Origin of the sequence: Dyadobacter sp. CY261 (assembly GCF_021440085.1) — a bacterium.
In the GTDB taxonomy this organism is placed as follows: domain Bacteria; phylum Bacteroidota; class Bacteroidia; order Cytophagales; family Spirosomataceae; genus Dyadobacter.
Map to the genome: position 1 here is coordinate 126,469 of NZ_JAKCPW010000008.1, position 20,197 is coordinate 146,665.

The window sequence follows — 20,197 nt, forward strand, 5'->3', positions numbered from 1 at the left end:
GTTTTAGAAAAGGTAAATACAACGCATGAAAGAACGCAAAAATAAAGAACTATCCTCAAAAGATCTCACCGAACTGGTGGTGAAGGGAATGACAGAAAAGAAAGGTTTGGACATTGCCATATTAGACCTCAGAAAAGTAAAAAACTCAATAACCGATTTTTTCGTGATCTGCTCGGGTAATTCCGATACACAAATAGATGCTTTGGCGAACTCTGTCGAAGACGAAGTTTATAAAATATCCAAAACAGAGCCCTGGCAAAAAGAAGGAAAGGCGAATGGGGAATGGATTTTGATTGACTATGTGGACGTTGTCGCACATATTTTCAACAAAGAACGCCGTAAGCATTACGATCTGGAAGAACTTTGGGGAGATGCAGAGGTGACGTACCTGGAAGACTCCATGGTATAAAGACCCGTCGGGCGAACATTAGCCCCGCCGGGATTGTTGTTTATTATATTTCCTCTTAATTAAAACGAACGAATGTCTGAAAACGATAACAAAAGGGGGCCACTCAACCCTAAAAGTCCTCAGAAGGGATATCAAGGTTGGATAATAGCCGCTCTGATCGCTACTATACTCGGAATCACGTACCTCAACAGAACCTCAACGATCCGCGAAACCACTCAGAAGCGTTTCGAGAAAATGATGGTAGACAAGGAAGTGGAACGCGTAACTATTGTAAACGACAAATCAGTAGAAATTACGCTAAAACCGGAAGCGCTCAAACTCGACAAATATAGGGTAGTTGCAAAAGAAAATAATTATTTCGGTGGGGAAACTGCTTCCCACTACCAGTTTCAGGTAACATCGGCGGAGACTTTCAAGAAGGACTTCGATAAAATGCAGGAAGGCATTCCCGACGATGATAAGGTGCCTTTTGTGGTGGATACCCGAAACGACTGGACCAGCTTCCTTGGAACCTGGGGCTTTTTCATTGTAATGATCCTGGTCATGTACTTTATCCTCGGCAGAATGTCGGGCGGTGTAGGCCCTGGTGGTCAGATTTTCAATATCGGCCGGTCTCGTGCAACGCTTTTTGATGCTGAAAACAAAGTTAAGATCACTTTTAATGATGTGGCAGGCCTCGATGAAGCAAAAGAAGAAATCAAAGAAATAGTAGAATACCTCCAAAGCCCGGACAAATTCAAGAAACTGGGTGCTAAAATCCCCAAAGGCGCATTACTCGTGGGCCCTCCGGGAACCGGTAAAACCTTGCTTGCAAAAGCGGTGGCCGGAGAAGCAGGCGTACCCTTCTTCTCCCTTTCAGGTTCCGACTTCGTGGAAATGTTTGTAGGTGTGGGTGCAGCGCGTGTACGTGACTTGTTTAAGCAAGCGAAAGAAAAAGCGCCTTGTATCATATTTATTGACGAGATCGACGCGGTAGGTCGTTCACGTGGCCGTGGTGCCATGCCCGGCTCTAACGACGAACGTGAAAATACATTGAACTCCCTGCTCGTTGAAATGGACGGTTTTGCAACCGATTCCGGTATCATCATTGTGGCAGCCACCAACCGACCAGACGTTCTTGACCCTGCTTTGCTTCGTCCGGGACGTTTTGACCGCCAGATTTCAGTCGATAAGCCAGACGTAATTGGTCGTGAAGCCATTTTCAAAGTCCATTTAAAACCTTTGAAGCTCTCTACGGACGTTAATATCCAGAAACTTTCATCTCAAACTCCCGGTTTTGCCGGTGCTGAGATCGCTAACGTTTGTAACGAAGCAGCATTGATTGCCGCACGTCGTAATCGTGACGAAGTGACCATGCAGGACTTCCAGGATGCCATGGACCGTGTGATCGGTGGTTTGGAAAAGAAAAACAAACTGATCTCACCGGAAGAAAAGCAGATCGTAGCCTACCACGAAGCCGGACACGCAGTAGCTGGCTGGTTCCTGGAACACGCGGATCCCTTGGTAAAAGTGTCGATCGTACCACGTGGTGTGGCGGCATTAGGTTACGCACAGTATCTCCCGCGTGAGCAGTATCTGTACCGCACAGAGCAGTTGTTTGATGAAATGTGTATGACATTGGGCGGCCGTGCTGCGGAGGATGTCGTATTTGGGAAAATCTCTACCGGCGCATTGAGTGACCTTGAAAGAGTAACCAAAGTAGCATACAGCATGGTAACCATGTACGGTATGAATGAGCGGATTGGTAATATTTCGTTCTATGATTCGAAGCAATCCGATTACGCATTTACCAAACCTTACTCCGAATCGACGTCACAAGCGATCGATGAAGAGGTTAGAAAATTGGTTGATCAGGCATATCAATTCGTTAAAGGCCTGCTGAGCGAAAAACGTGATGCGTTAGAAGTGTTGGCGAAGGAATTGCTCGAAAAAGAGATCCTGTTCCAGGCTGATCTTGAAAAACTGATTGGCAAGCGTCCTTATGAGAAGGAAACGAGCTATCAGGCTTATATCAACCGCCGTTCGAACGAGGAAGCTGCAATCCACGAAGAAGTGGTGAAACAGACCCTCGAAAAGGAACGTAAAGAAGAAGAAATGGCAGAAGCCGAAAAAAGTGCCGACAACGAATAAAAAGTTGATTTTTTAGGCATTAAATATGCAATAGCCGGACAATTCAACCTGTCCGGCTATTATTTTTACAGGAATACAATATTTTTTACCCTAAACCTTCAAAGCAAAATGTCCTTTGAAATTTTCAAACAGCAATTTGGCGACCTAACCGAATATGTCATACACGAAACAACTACGGAAAACCGCTGTGTAATTATCCCAGAGCTGGGCGGAATTGTTCGCCAACTTTCATTAAGAAAAGGCCTTACCCTCTTTTCTCTCCTGAAAATGCCCCCTACCCCTAATGCGCTCGTCGCCGATACGAAGAGTGCGAGCGAACTGCTATTCCCATTTGCAAGCCGCATTCCTGAGGGGAAATACAAATTTCTCGGCAAAGACTACCAGTTAGATAAAAATGAAGATGGCGGCGAAAATGCCATCCACGGGCTTGTCCGGAAAAACCATTTCCGATTGGATGAGCAGACTATTCACGAGGATTACGCGCGCATTCAGCTGTCATACACCATCGACAACGCGAGCGGATATCCGTTTAAGGTCCATTTCTCCGTGCGCTATACCCTGCATGCAGATGGCCGTTTCGAGCTGAAATATGAAGCTAAAAACGAAGGCACAGCGCCTTGCCCGACGATGTTTGGCTGGCACCCTTATTGGGTTCTCGGCAACGAAGATGTAGAAGCTTGGAAAATCAATATTCCGTCGAGACGGCTGGTCACATTCAACGAAAACCTCATCCCTGTCGGAACTGAACCATTCACAATGGAGATGCCGACATTGCTGCATCGGAAGGAGTTTGATAACTGCTTCATCGTAGATTCGTCCAGCACGCACGCTGTGACTGAGCTGGTTTCGAAAAATCAGGATGTTACCCTGCGTATCCGGCAGGAAACGGGAGAAGGTAAGTTCAATTACCTGGTTGTATACACGCCGCCTGCACGTGATTGTGTGGCGATCGAGCCGCTGACTGCCAATGTAGATTCATTTAATACAGGCGATGGCTTAAATATCCTGGGCCCGGGGCTCACAATTGATGGCACTATTGTCGTGTCCCTAGTTTAGCCAGGCGCTGCTTGTATCTGAATTTACTCCAGATTAGTTGAAATTCGGTCAAGTATTTAAAGTGACCCAGGATCAACCTGGTTTTGTGTTTGATACCATCGTGTATCGACAATCCATGTTTGAAATAGGGCCAGGTGGAGTTGGAAGGCTCTTTCATTCTTTTTTCCCAATTTCGAAGATACGAATGAGGAAGAAGAGTGGTCTCGAATACAGGCCATTCCTCTTTCCATTCCATTCCCAACACACGAAGCAAGCCGACACTTTGGATAAACAAGGAGAATATTCCCTTTTGCTTTGCAATTTCTGCCACAGTATTCCAGTTCGTCATACTTCCGAACCTACGCATGTACGCAGCAAAATCCGCCACATATTTAAGTTTGCGCCATTCTTCTTTTCCCCCGTGATGCACCAATAACAACAACAATTGATACTCCCGTTGAAACGAACTGATATCGGATCCAAGGAATGCGTACTCTTCTTTATATTTAGCCCATTCATCAGAAGGAAAATCAAATGCGAGCCGGGGATATGCAATCCGCCAGTGCGCTTCAACAACGCTTTGTACTGATTTGTCAGGATGGTTTATCATCGGTATATGATAATCTGTTCTGAAAAAGCGCTTCCTGGTCTTCGGGTTGCGAAGCAGGTAAAGCCTATATTCGTCTGTGACATATCCACCTTGGGTCATTAGCAGCTCATATGCCTTTGTAAACGAAAACTCGGGAATAAGAACGTCAATATCACCGAATTCTCTTTGACTAACGTTCCCATAAAGCCAATCTGCCCAAAAGCTTCCTTTGTACGCGAAAGAGTCGACCCCGTGTTCCTTCAAAAGATTTGAGACGTCCACCAGTTCTTTCGCCGCTACCATATTGGAAAAGGCAATTTGCTGACAATCTTCCCGAAGTATCGCCTGAATCTCAGGCATACTTTCCCGTTCATTCAGGTACGAAAGTAATTGCGGGCGGACCTGGTGATATCTGGCCAAATCATAAAGCTTACCGGTATTAACCACCTCAGTGCGGTGGTCGTTTTGCGAACCGAGACATGCGTCCAGAATCAATGAAAGCTCCGTTGAGGATGTTTTAACCATCAGTCCTGGGTCTCCTTTTCAAATACCTCCCTCGCCCATTCTTCCAATTTCCCAAAGTCCTCAGGCCGTTCTTTCGTCCACATTTCAGCGGATTTAGCACATTTGAAGCTGTCCTCAAAATGCTCTTTCAGTGCCTGGCCTTCCAGCAAACCGAGCGGTAAAGGAAAGTTGGCAAGGCTCTCCGTTGCAACCGACATGGGCGGCAAAGGTGCGTCGGGCTCCCCAGAGACATTTTTATGTAAAAACAAAACCTGTTTCAGCCTGATTTTTTCATGTCGGAAGTCTTCTTTCGGCTGGTAAGCGAACTTATTCACCCCTTCGGTAACCGGCGTTAGATTTGCACGGTTATAGTTCAGGCCGGATACCGTGTTATCCCATATTTTAAGTTGCGGATATGCTGGTACCACAAACGCCGCTCCATCGGCACCGAAGCTGATCGCTGTAAGATCATCACTAAGAAGCGTACCTCCGGCTTTTATGAATGCAGCGGCCGTTGTCGATTTACCGGCCCCGGGTTCGCCGGTAAAACACCAGGCCCCATTGCCGATCTTGACTGCACTTGCGTGTAAAAGAAAGAAATTCAATTGATATAGAATAAGGCCTATCGCTTCGCTTACCGTGAAAAGGCTGAGCAGTTCAGGATCATCAGTGAGCGGATCCACTTCCAGCAAATTTCCATTTGAAGCCTTGAAATTAGCTACACCTTCCCAGTTCAGGTAGGCGACACCGGCATCGTCGACGGCAAACAAAGCACGTATTTTCCGACGGTAAATATGTGTTTCTGAAAGTGGCGGAATGGAGAAATTGCTAACGACAATTCTTAAATCCTGTGTTTGCGTTTCGTGATCCTGACAGAGTTCTGTAAGTTCTAGTTCAGAATGAATGCTCAACCCGAAGGCCTTGTAAAAATGCATGTGAGATAATTAATTAAACTACTCCCAAACCCATAGCCGCCGGTATGACACCGTAGTTGGCCATTGCCCGATCACGATGGAACCGTTTCGTTCGATCCAGGCGTGCGCCTCAAAGTGCTTCGCCGGATTTATTTCAATTCCGATTTCCAAAGTGACGGCCGGGACCTTGCGAAGCATATATTTCGCAGCTAATGCCCTTGGAAGACACAGAAGCTCAAAAGGCAGTAAATTGGCCGCAGTGTCCACCGCCCAGACGATACGACCTATCTCCGCCTGTGGCATTTCCTTTACTCGCCGAGCGGCAGTCAACCAATGAAAGATTTTTCGAAAAAGGTTAAAAGGGAATACTGCTAAACCGAATTTGATAAGGGACAGACAAAGGGATGCTTTCAGAAATAGAATTTTTTCTGAAACGGACAACGTCCGCCACCGCTGTACAAATCTGCCAAACTGTTTCAATGCTTAACCGATTACTTCTACGAGCTTTTCTGAAATAAGGTCTTGCAGCAGACCATCGATGTCTCCCTTGCAGGTTTCCAGATCAACTTCATACTCGCCAGATACCGCCTCACACAAGTCTTCAATGGTTTGAGGTCCCTTTTCAAGTGTATCCCACACCAACGCTCCAACCTCGTCCATGCCATAATAAGCGCCTTTTGTGTGATTCAGGATCACCGTCTCCCCTGCGACTTTGGAAGAAATCTGGTCTGATGTAAGCTGATACTTCATAGTTGTGAATGTGTTTGCCAAAAAATATAATGTGTCTTGAATATGTACAAAGTTAAAAATTTTAATCACTCAATCTCAAACTTTATTCCCTGGGCCAATGGTAACGCTGTTCCATAGTTGATGGTATTGGTTTGGCGGCGCATGTAGGCTTTCCAGGCATCCGAACCCGACTCCCGGCCACCTCCCGTCTCTTTCTCCCCACCAAACGCCCCACCTATCTCCGCTCCGGATGTACCGATGTTTACATTGGCAATGCCGCAATCGGAACCTGCAAAGGAAAGAAATTGCTCCGCATTGCGAAGGTCATTGGTAAAAATGGAGGACGAGAGGCCTTGCGGCACGTCGTTTTGCAATGCGATGGCCTCGTTCAAATCGCGGTAACGGATCATATATAAAATAGGCGCAAATGTTTCATGCTGAACAATCGCGTAATGATTTTCTACTTCCGCCACACAAGGCGCAACGTAGCAGCCCGACACATATTCTGCCCCCTCACAAAGGCGCGGCTCCACGATAAAAGTCCCACCCGACTGCCTGATCTGCTCCACCGCATTTTGATAATGCGTCACCGCCAGCCGGTCTATTAAAGGACCAACGTGATTAGCCGCATCCAGCGGATTCCCGATTTTTAATTGGCTGTAAGCTTTTACCAAACGGTTTTTCACCTCATCAAAAATGGATTCGTGGACGATCAGTCTACGAGTTGAAGTACACCGCTGACCAGCCGTTCCTACCGCACCAAAAACAATACCGGGAATGGCCACTTTCAAATCGGCTGTTGGTGTTACAATGACCGCATTGTTTCCGCCCAGTTCCAGCAGGCTTTTCCCTAGCCTCTGGGCCACCGCTTCTCCTACCGCCCTTCCCATTGGAATACTTCCCGTGGCGGAAACGAGACTGATACGCACATCACCGGCAATCCACTTGCCTACGTCGCGCCCGCCCGAAACAATGCATGAAACGCCTTCCGGCACATCGTTGGCTTTTAATACGTCGTGGATAATATTCTGACAAGCAACAGCGGTAAGCGGCGTTTTCTCCGAAGGTTTCCATACGCACACATTCCCGCATACCCACGCTATCATCGCATTCCACGACCAGACTGCAACCGGGAAATTGAATGCCGTAATAATCCCCACTACACCAAGCGGATGCCATTGCTCATACATTCGATGTTGCGGCCGCTCGCTATGCATGGTTAAGCCATACAACTGTCTCGAAAGCCCGGTAGCAAAATCGCATATGTCGATCATTTCCTGAACCTCGCCCAAGCCTTCCTGTAAGCTCTTACCCATTTCATAGCTCACCAGCGTGCCAAGCTCTTGCTTGTGGCTTCTCAGCTTATCCCCGATTTGCCGCACAATTTCACCACGCCTGGGGGCGGGCACGCTCCGCCATTTCTTAAATGCAAGGCTTGCTGTTTCCACCACACGGTCATAATCTGTCCGCGCACTCTGTGTTACGGCACCTATTTTCAAGCCATCCACCGGTGAAAAAGATTCCAGCAATGCACCGGCGCCTTCCCAACCGGCTTGCCCGGTACTTACGCCGTGGTTAACAGATGAGATGCCGAGCTTTTCAAGAATATCATTTATTCCATTCATACCATTTTATCAATAACCTCATTGAAATACTGCCCGTTTTGCGTCTTGAAAAAATTGTCCAGCAAAATATCCTCCTGTCTGATAAAACCATTATCAGGCAAAACACCGTCGGCCACCATTTCAACGACCGAAGCAATCGAAGCCGCCGTTGTCCAGGAAATAGCGCGCCAATGTTGCCCGTCTATCTGGATCGGATGATAGGCACGGTAAAACTCTTCCCTTTCGAGGTGATTGTCCTTCCAGCCTTCTACCACGGCGTACACATACACTACATCCTGCTGAACGGGTGGCTTTGCTTCCGTCAGGATCTCCTCCACCAGGGCCCGCTTGTCTTTCAGGCACAATTCGTATAACAGAAACCGCATTAAACCGCAATGCCCGGGATAGCGGATTGTTTTGTAATTCAATGTATCCAGCTTTCCTTCGAGCGTTTCACACATGGTCCCAAGCCCGCCCGAAGTGCTGAATGCTTCGAACTCCTGTCCCTCAATATTGATCATTTCAATACCTTCCAATGACGGCACCATTTTTCGTACCCCATTGTGAATGACCTCGGCATCATTCAGGTATTCGTTCACGACGCCCGCAGGTGACCAGGTGAACGAGTAGCCCATCTGGCCATTGGGATAACGTGGTAAAGCGCCTACCCTCAATTCAATATCCCTAATTTTGGTAAAGCGTTTTGCCAGCTCCATTCCCACAATGCCTATGAAACCAGGTGCCAATCCGCATTGAGGGGCAAGTACACTTCTACTGACCTTCGCCATTTCACGGATCGCGGAGGTCGTCGGCACGTCTTCGGTGAGATCGAAGTAATGGATTCCTGCCGCATGCGCGCGGTGCGCGATGGGTAAGTTGAGGTTATAGGGCATACAGGAAACTACTGCGTCGAAACCAGCTAATACCCTGTCGAGAAACGAGCCGTCATTCACGTCGCCGGTAACCACCCCGAAAGGTAACTTTACAGCCGGTTGTGCTTTATCGACGCCAGTTACCAGGAATCGTTTGCTCAGCAAAGTGCCCACAAGTGAACCTACTTTTCCCAAGCCAATAACAAGTACTTTCTGCATGTATAGTTATTAAGGGTTTTTGTTTAAATTTTTGAAGCTATTTTGAAAGATAGAAAAAGAAATTGCAGTTTTTAAAACTTGCATGGCATTTTTGTAGGTTAATTGAAGTATATGACAATCACGATCGTGGGCGGAGGTGCCTCGGGTTTTATGGCCGCTATCACCGCCGCGGAGACATTTCCGGGTGCCGGCATCACCATTCTGGAAAAAAGTAAAGCTGTCCTCGGTAAGGTACGGGTGTCGGGCGGAGGCAGATGTAATGTTACGCACCAACCGCATGATCCGCGTTTTTTTGTCAAGAATTATCCACGTGGCGAAAAATTACTGCGCAAGCTTCTTACACATTTCGATGCCCAGGCAACAGTGGAATGGTTTGAAAAAAGGGGCGTAAAATTAAAGACAGAGGCCGATGGCAGAATGTTTCCGGTTTCCGATTCTTCACATACCATCATTGAATGTCTGATTAAAACGGCCAGAAATCTTGGCGTCGAAATCAAGACAGGTGTAAATGTCGGTTCATTCGCAAAAGTGGATGACCAATTCCATTTACAGACTAACGACGGCGAAACATTGGTCACCGACCGGCTGTTGATCGCCACAGGGGGGTATCCCAAAGCAGAGAGTTTCGAATGGCTGGAAGAGCATCGCCATGCGATTGTACCTCCACTACCCTCCTTGTTTACATTTAATACACCAGACAACTATCTGCTGCCACTCGCCGGCGTGTCGGTGAAGGAAGCATTGGTGAAGGTTGCGGGAACAAAGCACGAATGGCGGGGGCCGCTACTGATTACCCATTGGGGTTTCAGCGGGCCGGCCGTTTTGAAACTATCGGCCTGGGGTGCCCGCGATCTGGCGGAAAAAGATTATCATTTCACTTGCCGGATCAACTGGCTGCCAGAAATGAAAGAGCAACAGATCCGTGATTTCCTACTTTTGGAAAAAAGTAACACCCCCAAACAGCAAATAGCTTCCCACGCCCGCTTCGGATTACCGTCGCGACTTTGGAAAGCATTTACAGAAAAAGCTGAAATCCCGGAAACACTTCGTTGGGGCGATGCAAGTCACAAAGTTCTCAACCGCATCACCGAGCTGCTGACCAACAGTCAATTTGAAGTGAAGGGCAAAACCACTTTTAAAGAAGAATTTGTCACCTGCGGCGGTATTGCATTGTCCGATATCGACCCTGATACACTGCAAAGCCGATCAGTACCCGGGTTGTTCTTTTCAGGGGAAGTCATCGATGTCGATGGCATCACCGGCGGTTTCAACTTCCAGAATGCATGGACTACGGGTTATGTCGTCGGGAAGAACATTGGCTTTTAGGCATGGGCCATGGTATCGAAATAAGCCCTGACTTTTTTAGCCCGATCGAATCCTACGAGGTCCGTGAGTTCTTCCAGTGAACTTTCCCGGATAGCCCGCACGGAGCCAAAATGTTTCAGCAACTTGGTTGCAGTAACCTTCCCCACACCCACAACACCTTCCAGTTCGCTTACCAGACTAGCCTTACTACGCTTGTCGCGGTGGAAGGTAATGGCGAAGCGGTGTGCCTCGTCCCGGATTTGCTGTATAAGTTTTAAAGATTCCGACCTTTTGTCGATATATAAGGGCAGCGGGTCTTCCGGAAAATAGATCTCTTCCAATCGTTTGGCAATGCCGATAATAGGCACCTGGCCGTAAATTCCCAGGCTTTTCAATGCATCGCAAGCCGCACCGAGCTGGCCCTTACCCCCATCGATCACGATGAGATCAGGGAGCGGCTGCTCTTCGGCGATCAGGCGAAGGTAACGACGGCTTACGATCTCGTTCATGGATGCGAAGTCGTTAGGCCCGATCACCGTTTTGATATTAAAATGGCGGTAATCCTTTTTGGAAGGCTTACCTTCCTTGAAACATACCATCGACGCTACCGGGTTGGTACCCTGAATGTTGGAGTTATCGAAACATTCGATATGGCGTGGTAATGTCTTTATTTGCAAATCAGATTTGAGGCGGATCAGGACACGGTCCTTTTTCGACGACGTAGCCGACGCCTCCACCTCCCTGCGTTCCGCCTTTTCGCGGCGGAAGTACATCACATTTTTCATGGACATATCCAGCAGCTTCTTTTTGTCGCCGATTTGTGGTACCGTCACTTCCAGCCGCATGTCGAGATCCGGTTTGAGATTGGAAACAAGCTCCTTTGCCTCCGAACCATAAGTAGACCGCATTTCCACGATCATCATCGCCAGGATTTCCATATCGCTTTCGTCAAGCTTTTTCTTCACTTCTAACGTCTGGGTCGCCACCATGTAGCCCTGTTTGATCTTCATGAAATTCAGGTAAGCGGCCTCCTCGTCCGAAACGATAGTCAAAACGTCGATATTCCCGATTCGGGGGTTGATAACGGTCGCTTTACTTTGGAAGTTTGATAAATGTTCGATCTTGGTTTTCCAGGAATGCGCTCTTTCAAACGCCATCTGCTCCGCCGCTTCCAGCATTTTTTCTTTGAAATACTGCTGGGGCGATGATAAGTTGCCTTTCAGGATATTATGCACCTGCTCGATCTCCGCATTGTATTCATCCTCTGCCTGTAATCCCTCGCAAGGCCCTTTGCAATTACCAATGTGGTATTCCAGACAGACCTTAAATTTCTTCGCCTCGATATTAGTTTTCGTCAGCGGCAACTGGCAAGACCGGATCTGGTACAAGCTCTTGAACATGTCCAGCAAAGTGTGCATGGAGCGCAAATTGGCGAAAGGGCCATAAAAAGTACCCTTGGTGCGATCCATATTACGGGTGGGGAAAACGCGCGGAAATGGCTCGTCGGTAATGCAGATGAATGGGTAAGTTTTATCGTCTTTGAGAAGGATATTGAACTTCGGCTGCAACTGTTTGATCAGCTGATTTTCGAGCAGCAATGCATCCCATTCACTCAAAACGATGGTATATTCAATACGCCGTATCTGGCTCACGAGCCGTCTCGTTTTACGGTCGTGCTGGTTATTTTTGGAAAAATAGCTCGAAACCCGGTTACGCAGGCTTTTCGCTTTTCCAACATATATGACCTCGCCGGTTTCATCGAAATACCGGTACACACCGGGATCGAGAGGAATTTTGGTAAGTTCTTCTTTGTAATTGAATTCAGACATTGATCGTGATTTAGGACGAAATGGCGTCCCGGTTGAAAAAAAACAACCGCATTAGTTGAAAAGTTGCGTCACTGACCAGACCATAGGCGTCCCGTTGCGCCGCATTCAGATCCATCGGACGATTCAGGACGGAAACTGCATAGGTCATGCCTGCTGCCTTTGCCTGCTCCGACGTGATCTGCAATGTCCCGCAAACCACCGCCAGCGGCACATTGTAGCTGCGACAAAGACCAGCTAACCCTTTCACCACCTTGCCACTTAGTGTCTGCTCATCCACCTTACCTTCGCCGGTGATCACCAGATCCGCTTTTTCCACGAGCACCGCGACATTGCTTTGCTCCATTACAATGCTGATACCGTCTTTTAAAGACGCATCCAGAAACCACATGCAACCGGCTCCAAGCCCCCCCGCTGCACCTGCGCCAGGAACAAGGCTTACGTCCCGGCCCAATGCACGTGTTGCGACCTGCGCCAGATTTTCGAGGCCCTGATCAAGTGTGGCCACCATTTCAGGATCAGCGCCTTTTTGAGGACCATAAACATAGGCTGCACCCTCGGGTCCGTACAATGGATTGGTGACGTCACAAGCTACTGTAATGGAAGTCAGTCCTATTCGCTGATCGACATTCCTCACAATGATGGAGCTGATATTTCCGAGTGATTGCCCACTGGGCAGAAGCGTATTTCCCTCGCTATCTTTAAATGAGTACCCAAGCGCCTCGGCCATACCCATGCCGCCGTCGGTAGTTGCGCTTCCTCCGATACCCAGGATGATCTTCTTAACACCACGATCCAGTGCATCAGCAATAAGCTGCCCAGTTCCGAATGTGCTCGTCCGCAGTGGATTCCGCTCTTCAATGGCCAGCAGGCCCAGTCCCGAAGCAGCCGCCATTTCGATAAATGCCACATCCTTATCTTCCGACAGCCCATAAACCGCTTCAATCGGACGGTTGAGCGGGTCCATGACCGTGACAGTCACTTCCGTGCCTTTGGCCTGCCGGGTCAATATCTTAGAAGTCCCCTCACCGCCGTCGGCCAACGGGATAGTTGTCACATTGGCATTGGGATATGCTTTCAGAATGCCATCCCTCATGGCATCGCACACTTCAGCAGCTTCCAGTGAACCACGAAACTTGTCAGGGGCTACAAGGATATTCAAGATCAAGTATTTAGAATGTCAGAATAAAACACCCTCGTCGTCATTGCGTGACGGCGGGATATAGGTATCAGTACTATCAGTGGCTACTCCTCCGCATTCACGCACGTAATTCTCTGGCTTATTAAATGGCCCTTTACGATATTGTACGAGCGTAGGGTCGGCGTATACTTTTTGCATAAACAAACCCCAGGCCGGCATTGCGATGCGTCCCCCCTGGCCGTACGCGATGGTACGGAAGTGAATGCTGCGGTCTTCGCCACCAACCCAGATACCAGATACCAGGTTCTGCGTCATGCCCATAAACCAGCCATCGGAATAGTTTGAAGTGGTGCCTGTTTTCGCTGCAATCTCATTGCCTTCGGTAACACCATATTGCCGCAACCGGCCGGCAGTTCCACCGGGATCTTCCACGGCACCACGCATCAGGTACAACATATTATAGGCCATGTTTTCACTGATCTCCTGGTTTTGCTTCTGGAAAAACTCCTGCAACACATTTCCGTAACGGTCTTCGATACGCAGGATTGTCATCGGCTCTGTGCGGTGGCCACCATTGGCAAACGCACAGTAAGCGCCTACCATTTCATATACCGAAACATCGCTGATTCCCAGACAGAGCGAAGGTACTTCCTGTAAATTACTTGTTATACCCAGCTTATGTGCATATTCCACCACTGCTTTGGGCCTTACCATTTTCATCAGGTAAGCACTCACCGTATTCACCGATTTTCCAAGTGCCTGCCGCAATGACAGTGACTGGTAAGAATACTTGTTGTTCGAGTTATGCGGCGACCACCCTCCCGGAACGCCATCGGACGGGCCGAAATAAACCGGCTGGTCGGTAACATGGTCGCAGGGGGTCAGGAAGTTTTTATCTAATGCCGACACATAAACAAACGGCTTGAATGTCGAACCGGGTTGCCGCGAACCTTGCTTGACGTGGTCGTATTTGAAATACTTGAAATTAATACCTCCCACCCAAGCCTTCACATGCCCGTTACGCGGGTCCATGGACATCATACCCGCGCGAAGGAAGCGTTTGTAATAAGCAATGGAATCCAACGGGCTCATCGTCACTTCTTTCTCGCCATTCCAAGTAAATACCTTCATCTTGTAAGGCTTCCGCATAATTTTCCACGCCGCTTCTTCGCCCAGATCGCGTTTCAAAGAGATGAAGTGTGGCGAACGCCTTGCAGCGGTGGCCACGAAACCAGGGATTTCCTTTCCATTGTCATAAGTCCAGGGGTTACGGCCTTTCCAATGCTCGTCGAATAGCTTTTGCTGTCCTTTCATATGGTCGGTCAAAGCCTGCTCCTGATAGCGCTGCATGCGTGAGTCGATCGTCGTGTAAATGCGCAGGCCACTGGTGTAAAGATCCAGGTTCGTATCGTGCTCTTCATTGTAGAGCTTCACCCAGCTTTTGAGATAGCCACGCATGGATTCCCGGAAATAAGGTGCCAAGCCGGTATTATGGCTATCAACTGTAAAGTTGAGCCCCAGCGATTTTTCCTTGTAGCGATTGAAATCCTCTTCGGGAATGTAGTCGTATTTATACATCTGCGCCAGCACGGTATTCCGTCGGTTCAATGCATTGGTTGGGAAGCGTAATGGATTGAATAGTGTCGGATTTTGCAGCATGCCCACCAGCAATGCAGCCTCGGTCACATTCAAATCCCATGGTTCTTTATCAAAATAGGTCTTAGAAGCGACCTTGATACCATAAGTATTATTTCCAAACGAAACGGTATTGAGATACATTTGCATGATCTCCTGTTTGGTATACTTTCTTTCGAGTACCACTGCCAGCACCCACTCCTTGGTTTTGGCAATCACAATCCTGACTAACGGAATTTTACCCAACAACCCTTCATACTCCTCCGAACGGGTATTAAAAAGGTTTTTGGCGACCTGCTGGGTAAGCGTACTACCGCCTCCTGAGCTAGAATTACCCGAAACGACGCCTTTGAAAACGCGGGCCAGGCTTCGTGGGTCGATACCCGAATGGTTTACAAAACGAGCATCTTCGGTGGCCACCAGCGCGTCTATCAGGTTAGGAGAAATCTGTGCGATGTCTATTGGTGTGCGGTTTTCGAAAAAGTATTTGCCCAGTGATTTTCCGTCCTCGCTAATCATTTCGGAGGCAAGTTCGCTCTTGGGGTTTTCGAGCGTTTTCAGGTCTGGCATTTTACCAAACAACCATAAAAAGTTAAAGCTGACGGCAATAATGTAGAATATAATCAGACCCAGTCCTAAGCCAACAATCCGCCATAAACGGATAATGGTACGCCGATACTTTCCGGGTTGTAATTCAATCATAGATGTGGGGTGATAGGTTACTGGAAAAGGCAAATATACAATTTCAGCCTATTATCTATTGCCCATCGATACGGAATTGAACTCCTGCATTTCTTTGAGGCGAGGCAGGTAAATGCTGGTCGGGTAAAGCCGCATAAACTCGGTAATGGCCTGGGCATAGGCTTCTTTACCGCGCACTTTACCTATCAGGAAAACACGCAGTAATGAGAACTTGTCTTCCATGGAGCTGCCTTTGTAGGACGGCAGGTTTTTCTCGATATCTTCTAATGCTTTGGTATAATTCCCCTCCGCATAGAGCTTGTACATGCCTTCATATTCCTTGGTGGCATTTCCGGAAGTCCCGCCTGTGTCCGTGGATTTATTGACTAGCCTCGCATAGGTTGAATTGGGATATTCGCCCAAAAGTCTCGATTTCCACGCTTCTTTCTTGGCCGTATTGTCCTCGTTGCTCAGGAAAAGCAGGTAGTAAATTTCGTCTTTATATTGTGTGTTGGGATATTCCGAAAGTACGCGTTCAAACGATACGATCGCGCGGTTCGACTCTTTCAAGTCAAACCGATAGATTTTCCCGAGATTATAAAGCGCGTCTTCCTTTTTCTTCTGCGAGGCTGCAAATGCGGTATCGGCCAGCGGGACGTTCTTTTTGAGCAATGCATGGATCTGATCCCATTCTGCTGTACCTTTTTTCAAGCCGGTATTTTCAGTTGGTACTTGTGCTACTGAAGTGCTATCCGTAGCACCGGCATTGTTACCCGCCAATGAACGCAATGGCCGGCTGCTCCGGCGCCAGTCGTCTTCCAGCGGACGGTTGCCCCACGCCCTTTTAAAATCGATCTTGCCTTTATTGACTAACGCCGGGTCATACAATTCCCAGCGGCGCTCGGCGCCATTCACAAGCGGATTGCCACCGCCTTGCTGCATATTTGCATTCTGCGCCAAGATTTGTGCTTTACGTGCGTTCTCTTCTTCCTCCAACCGCTTTTTCTCCTGTGCTTCGATAATGGCGTCGATCTTATTGTCCAATGCGGCCGGGTTCATCTTGGCCAGTCTTTGCAAACTATCTTCCGCTGAGACGATGGTATATTGTGTCACAAAATTGTCGAGTGCGCGTTTTCTGTCTGCAACAAGGCGGTATTCAGGTGCTTCCCTGGGCAAGATCGCCAATGCGCTGTCATAATAAGCCTTGGACGATTCGAAATTTTCCCGTGACTCATATTCAATACGGGCCAGTTGCAAATAGGTATAAGCCTTTTGTTGCATGTTACCTTTTGAAGCGGCTGCGGCTTTCTGCAGATAGCTAACTGCTTCCGGGATCTGTTTCTTATGCTCGGCCAGCAAACCCATTGTAAAGTACACGCGGTCTTTCAGGTCATCGTTTTTACGGTCGCGGAGCATTTTTTCGAAACCAACATTGCTCAGGTCGCGCTGCGGATTGAGTACCACTTCGTTTTGCAATGAATTCATGGCCGAATAGAAGCCCAGATCGTAGTTAGGCTTATTCTTGTTCACGCTTTTGTAGTGCTTGTTGGCCAAAGCATACTGCCCAAGACGGTCGTACATCTGCGCGGCTGAAAAATGGAGACGTGCGGTTTCTGTCGATTTTTTCAAAAGTGGAAAAGTCTCTTCCAGGATCGCTGCGGCTGTGAGATATTCACCATTTTGCTGATGGAGATAAGCTTTCGTGAGATAAAAATCGCGTTGCGAGCCTTTGCTCAGGGGCTGCTGGCTAAGGTATTCGGCGACGCCCAACGCATTGGAATAATCTTTATGCTCGATATAAGCCCGCATGAGCACGATCAGCGCATTGTTTTTGTCGGTCTCATCATGCCCGTTGGCATATACGTAGCGCAATGCTTCCAGCCCGTCGGCCCATTCGCCGAGATATAGCCTTGATTTACCTAAAAGAATGTAGCTGTTGTCGATCCATTTACTGTTCTGGTGTTTTTCAGCCACGATCGAAGCTTTTTTGATTACGTCCTGCAACTTAGCCTTCTGTGCCTGAGCAAGCACCGAGTCCATAGGCAACAATATCGGAAGCAACTGATTATAGTTTTCCTTATAAGCCTTTTTCATTTCAAACTCTGCGTCCAGCATGTTCTGTTCAGCCATGAAATAGGCATTGTAACGCGCTGCAACATTGTGAAATGTGATCGCACCGGGCCGTGAACTGTATTGCGAACAGGCCGCCAGGATAACCATCAGGGCAAGTAGCGGTAATGTGCGTCGGATTTGAGAGGTAAAACGGTCGATCACGAAATTGACTTTATGGGGTGTTCCTGTTCGGATAGCTAAGCAAACCTAAAACGGTGTTTTCAATATTTACGTATCGAAGATAATGCCATTTGCAAAATTTGAAGCAATTTTGCCCCGATATTATACCATTGTTTTCAACCGAGTTTTTTACCCTGGTATTTCAAGCAAAACGGGGAGTAACTGAATTATGGCAGATCCAATGAAACCAGATGACAAAGGCCAGCCGTCCCGCTTCCTGAAATACTCGGGTATGGCCACACAGATGCTGGGCACTATCCTGGTATTTACATGGGGCGGTTACAAGCTCGACGAATGGCAGCAAAACAAGGTGCCGGTGTGGACGCTCGTGCTTTCCCTGGCTTCCATTGCAGCTTCGCTATACCTTTTAATCCGCAGTTTTACTAAACAGTAACCCTCTCGCCGACACATCAGAATGCTACGCACCTTCATCGCAACTATTTTACTCGGAATTGTATTTTTCCTTGCTCAAAAATTCCACTTCGATTCCGTCCTGCATCCCTATATATGGTACATTCTGGTATTCTTCTTCGGGCTGTCGTTTCTCGCCCACAGGCTCATGGAATTCGGATTACGGAACAAGCGAGAGAAATTTGTCACATTTTACATATCTACCATCGTTGCGCGCATCATTCTCAGTCTCATTTTTATTGCCATCTTTTTATATAGAGGGCTAACTGATTCATTCCTATTCGTTATCAATTTTTTTGCACTCTATTTATTTTATACATGCTTTGAAATATATGGTTTGTATCGTAACTTGCGCCGCGATTGACAAAGCATAGTATTTCAAGCATTTATGTATACCCATCTGAGACGGTTTTTTACTATCGCCCTTATAGCGGCAACATGCGTTTTTAACCTCCCGGCCCGCGCCGATGAACCTACCCAGCACGATGCCGGAAAGGTTGCCCAGGCGGTGAACGAGGAAGAGCATAAAATTGAACATAAGCTTGAAGAGCACGAAGCGAAGTTCGACATTGGCAGCATGATCATGCACCACATTGCCGACTCCCACGAATGGGAATTTTCACACGGTGTTGCGCTTCCGCTACCAGTGATCCTTTATTCAGAAGATCGTGGTATCGAAGTTTTCTCTTCATCCAACTTCCATAACGAGCATCACGAGTACAACGGATATCACCTGGTTCACGGGGAGTCCGAGCAAATAGTACCTGTTGACGAGTCACGCAAAGTATACGATTTCTCAATCACTAAGAACGTAGCTTCCATGCTACTGAGCGCTGTGATCCTGATCCTCGTTTTCACAAGCATTGCCAGCTGGTACAAAAACAGCAAAGGCAAAGCGCCGAAAGGATTCAACTCGGCCATGGAGGTGATCATACTCTTCATCCGCGACGAGGTTGTGAAACCAAACGTGGGACCGAAATACGAAAAATACCTGCCTTACCTGCTTACGTTGTTCTTCTTTATTCTGATCAACAACATCATGGGTCTGCTTCCGGGATCGGCTAACCTTACCGGCAACATCGCGGTAACCATGACATTGGCGGTATTGACGTTCATCGTCGTTCACCTGAATGCGAATGGCAACTACTACAAGCACCTTGTGAAGCCAACCGGCGTACCTGTGCCATTGTTGCTGATCATGATCCCTGTTGAGATCGTAGGTGTGTTCATGAAGCCATTCTCCCTGATGGTCCGGTTGTTCGCCAACATCACAGCAGGTCACATTATCCTTTTAAGCCTTTTCGGCCTGATCTTTATTTTCCAAAGCGTCGTGATCGCCCCGGTAATCTCCCTGTTCGCATTGTTCCTGAACTTCATCGAGATCATGGTAGCATTCATTCAGGCGTTCATCTTCACACTATTGTCGTCCATGTACATCGGAAGTGCTATTGAAGAGCATAGCCACGCCGATCACGGACATTGATCTTGAATCTCTTTTTTATTAATTATATTTTAAAACAAACACAATTATGTTGCTTCAAATTTTGCTTCAAGCTGCTGAACAAGGTGGTGCAGGTCTTGCAGTTTTCGGTGCTGCTATCGGCGCAGGTCTTGCTGCTATCGGCGCAGGTCTTGGTATTGGTAAAATCGGTGGTAGCGCGGTTGAAGGTATCGCCCGTCAACCAGAAGCTGCTGGTGCAATCCAAACTGCTATGTTGATCATCGCGGCCCTTATTGAAGCGGTAGCGCTTTTCGCAGCGGTAATCTGTCTGCTTATCTCTTTCAAGCTGTAATAGCCTCCGAAAGGGAAACACTGCCCCGGCGCGCTAGGCCCGGATGCGGTGTAAAAACATTCTCGTGGGAGCATTAGGCTTCCACGAAATTTTAATAAGAAGAGAGCC

17 protein-coding genes are annotated in these 20,197 nt (G+C 47.9%); 7 read left to right on the forward strand and 10 right to left on the reverse strand.

Translation table 11 applies throughout. The features are described 5' to 3' along the window. Positions 1-25 precede the first annotated feature (25 nt). From rsfS to LZD49_RS21990, 3 genes are all read left to right on the forward strand, one after another. Positions 26-409 (forward strand): ribosome silencing factor, encoded by a 384-nt coding sequence (gene rsfS / locus LZD49_RS21980; protein WP_090150758.1) that lies wholly within the window; start codon positions 26-28, stop codon positions 407-409. A gap of 72 nt (positions 410-481) precedes the next feature. After that, entirely contained in the window at positions 482-2,539 is a 2,058-nt protein-coding gene (gene ftsH / locus LZD49_RS21985; protein ID WP_234669824.1) for an ATP-dependent zinc metalloprotease FtsH, read from the forward strand. Between the two features lie 108 nt (positions 2,540-2,647). Then, the gene (locus LZD49_RS21990) at positions 2,648-3,595 is read left to right on the forward strand and encodes an aldose 1-epimerase (RefSeq protein WP_234669825.1); all 948 of its coding nucleotides are present in this window, start codon (positions 2,648-2,650) and stop codon (positions 3,593-3,595) included. Here the strand turns inward: LZD49_RS21990 and LZD49_RS21995 are convergent. From LZD49_RS21995 to LZD49_RS22020, 6 genes are all read right to left on the reverse strand, one after another. Continuing rightward, a complete protein-coding gene (locus LZD49_RS21995) occupies positions 3,573-4,688 on the reverse strand; it encodes a nucleotidyltransferase family protein (protein WP_234669826.1) in 1,116 nt (371 codons plus the stop codon). The genes LZD49_RS21990 and LZD49_RS21995 overlap by 23 nt on opposite strands. Next, positions 4,688-5,602: a serine kinase gene (locus LZD49_RS22000; protein ID WP_234669827.1), complete on the reverse strand. Its 915-nt coding sequence runs from the start codon at positions 5,600-5,602 to the stop codon at positions 4,688-4,690. The genes LZD49_RS21995 and LZD49_RS22000 overlap by 1 nt, the downstream gene beginning before the upstream one ends. An 18-nt stretch (positions 5,603-5,620) precedes the next feature. Further along, positions 5,621-6,061: a lasso peptide biosynthesis B2 protein gene (locus LZD49_RS22005; protein ID WP_310590499.1), complete on the reverse strand. Its 441-nt coding sequence runs from the start codon at positions 6,059-6,061 to the stop codon at positions 5,621-5,623. Between the two features lie 3 nt (positions 6,062-6,064). Beyond that, complete coding sequence (locus LZD49_RS22010; RefSeq protein ID WP_234669828.1) at positions 6,065-6,331, reverse strand: PqqD family protein; 267 nt, start codon at positions 6,329-6,331, stop codon at positions 6,065-6,067. Positions 6,332-6,396: 65 nt separating this feature from the next. Continuing rightward, the gene (locus LZD49_RS22015) at positions 6,397-7,935 is read right to left on the reverse strand and encodes an aldehyde dehydrogenase family protein (RefSeq protein ID WP_234669829.1); all 1,539 of its coding nucleotides are present in this window, start codon (positions 7,933-7,935) and stop codon (positions 6,397-6,399) included. Next, a complete protein-coding gene (locus LZD49_RS22020) occupies positions 7,932-9,005 on the reverse strand; it encodes a saccharopine dehydrogenase family protein (protein WP_234669830.1) in 1,074 nt (357 codons plus the stop codon). The genes LZD49_RS22015 and LZD49_RS22020 overlap by 4 nt, the downstream gene beginning before the upstream one ends. A 111-nt stretch (positions 9,006-9,116) precedes the next feature. Here LZD49_RS22020 and LZD49_RS22025 point away from each other — a divergent pair, with 111 nt between their 5' ends. Beyond that, positions 9,117-10,331, forward strand: coding sequence for an NAD(P)/FAD-dependent oxidoreductase (locus LZD49_RS22025; RefSeq protein WP_234669831.1), 1,215 nt, complete (start codon positions 9,117-9,119; stop codon positions 10,329-10,331). Here LZD49_RS22025 and uvrC read toward each other — a convergent pair. The 4 genes from uvrC to LZD49_RS22045 are packed head-to-tail and all read right to left on the reverse strand — an operon-like array spanning position 10,328 to position 17,867. Then, on the reverse strand, positions 10,328-12,139 hold the full coding sequence (uvrC, locus tag LZD49_RS22030; RefSeq protein ID WP_234669832.1) for an excinuclease ABC subunit UvrC: 1,812 nt from the start codon (positions 12,137-12,139) through the stop codon (positions 10,328-10,330). The genes LZD49_RS22025 and uvrC overlap by 4 nt on opposite strands. A 10-nt stretch (positions 12,140-12,149) precedes the next feature. Next, positions 12,150-13,298, reverse strand: a complete 1,149-nt coding sequence (locus LZD49_RS22035) for a glycerate kinase (RefSeq protein WP_234669833.1) — start codon at positions 13,296-13,298, stop codon at positions 12,150-12,152. An 18-nt stretch (positions 13,299-13,316) separates the two neighbouring features. Then, complete coding sequence (locus tag LZD49_RS22040) at positions 13,317-15,614, reverse strand: transglycosylase domain-containing protein (protein WP_234669834.1); 2,298 nt, start codon at positions 15,612-15,614, stop codon at positions 13,317-13,319. A 51-nt stretch (positions 15,615-15,665) separates the two neighbouring features. After that, complete coding sequence (locus LZD49_RS22045) at positions 15,666-17,867, reverse strand: tetratricopeptide repeat protein (RefSeq protein ID WP_234669835.1); 2,202 nt, start codon at positions 17,865-17,867, stop codon at positions 15,666-15,668. 199 nt (positions 17,868-18,066) lie between these two features. Here LZD49_RS22045 and LZD49_RS22050 point away from each other — a divergent pair, with 199 nt between their 5' ends. From LZD49_RS22050 to atpE, 3 genes are all read left to right on the forward strand, one after another. After that, positions 18,067-18,279 (forward strand): AtpZ/AtpI family protein, encoded by a 213-nt coding sequence (locus LZD49_RS22050; protein WP_234669836.1) that lies wholly within the window; start codon positions 18,067-18,069, stop codon positions 18,277-18,279. A gap of 405 nt (positions 18,280-18,684) precedes the next feature. Beyond that, positions 18,685-19,779, forward strand: coding sequence for a F0F1 ATP synthase subunit A (gene atpB, locus LZD49_RS22055; RefSeq protein ID WP_234669837.1), 1,095 nt, complete (start codon positions 18,685-18,687; stop codon positions 19,777-19,779). Between the two features lie 46 nt (positions 19,780-19,825). Beyond that, positions 19,826-20,089, forward strand: a complete 264-nt coding sequence (gene atpE, locus LZD49_RS22060) for an ATP synthase F0 subunit C (RefSeq protein WP_019942415.1) — start codon at positions 19,826-19,828, stop codon at positions 20,087-20,089. Positions 20,090-20,197: the final 108 nt, after the last annotated feature.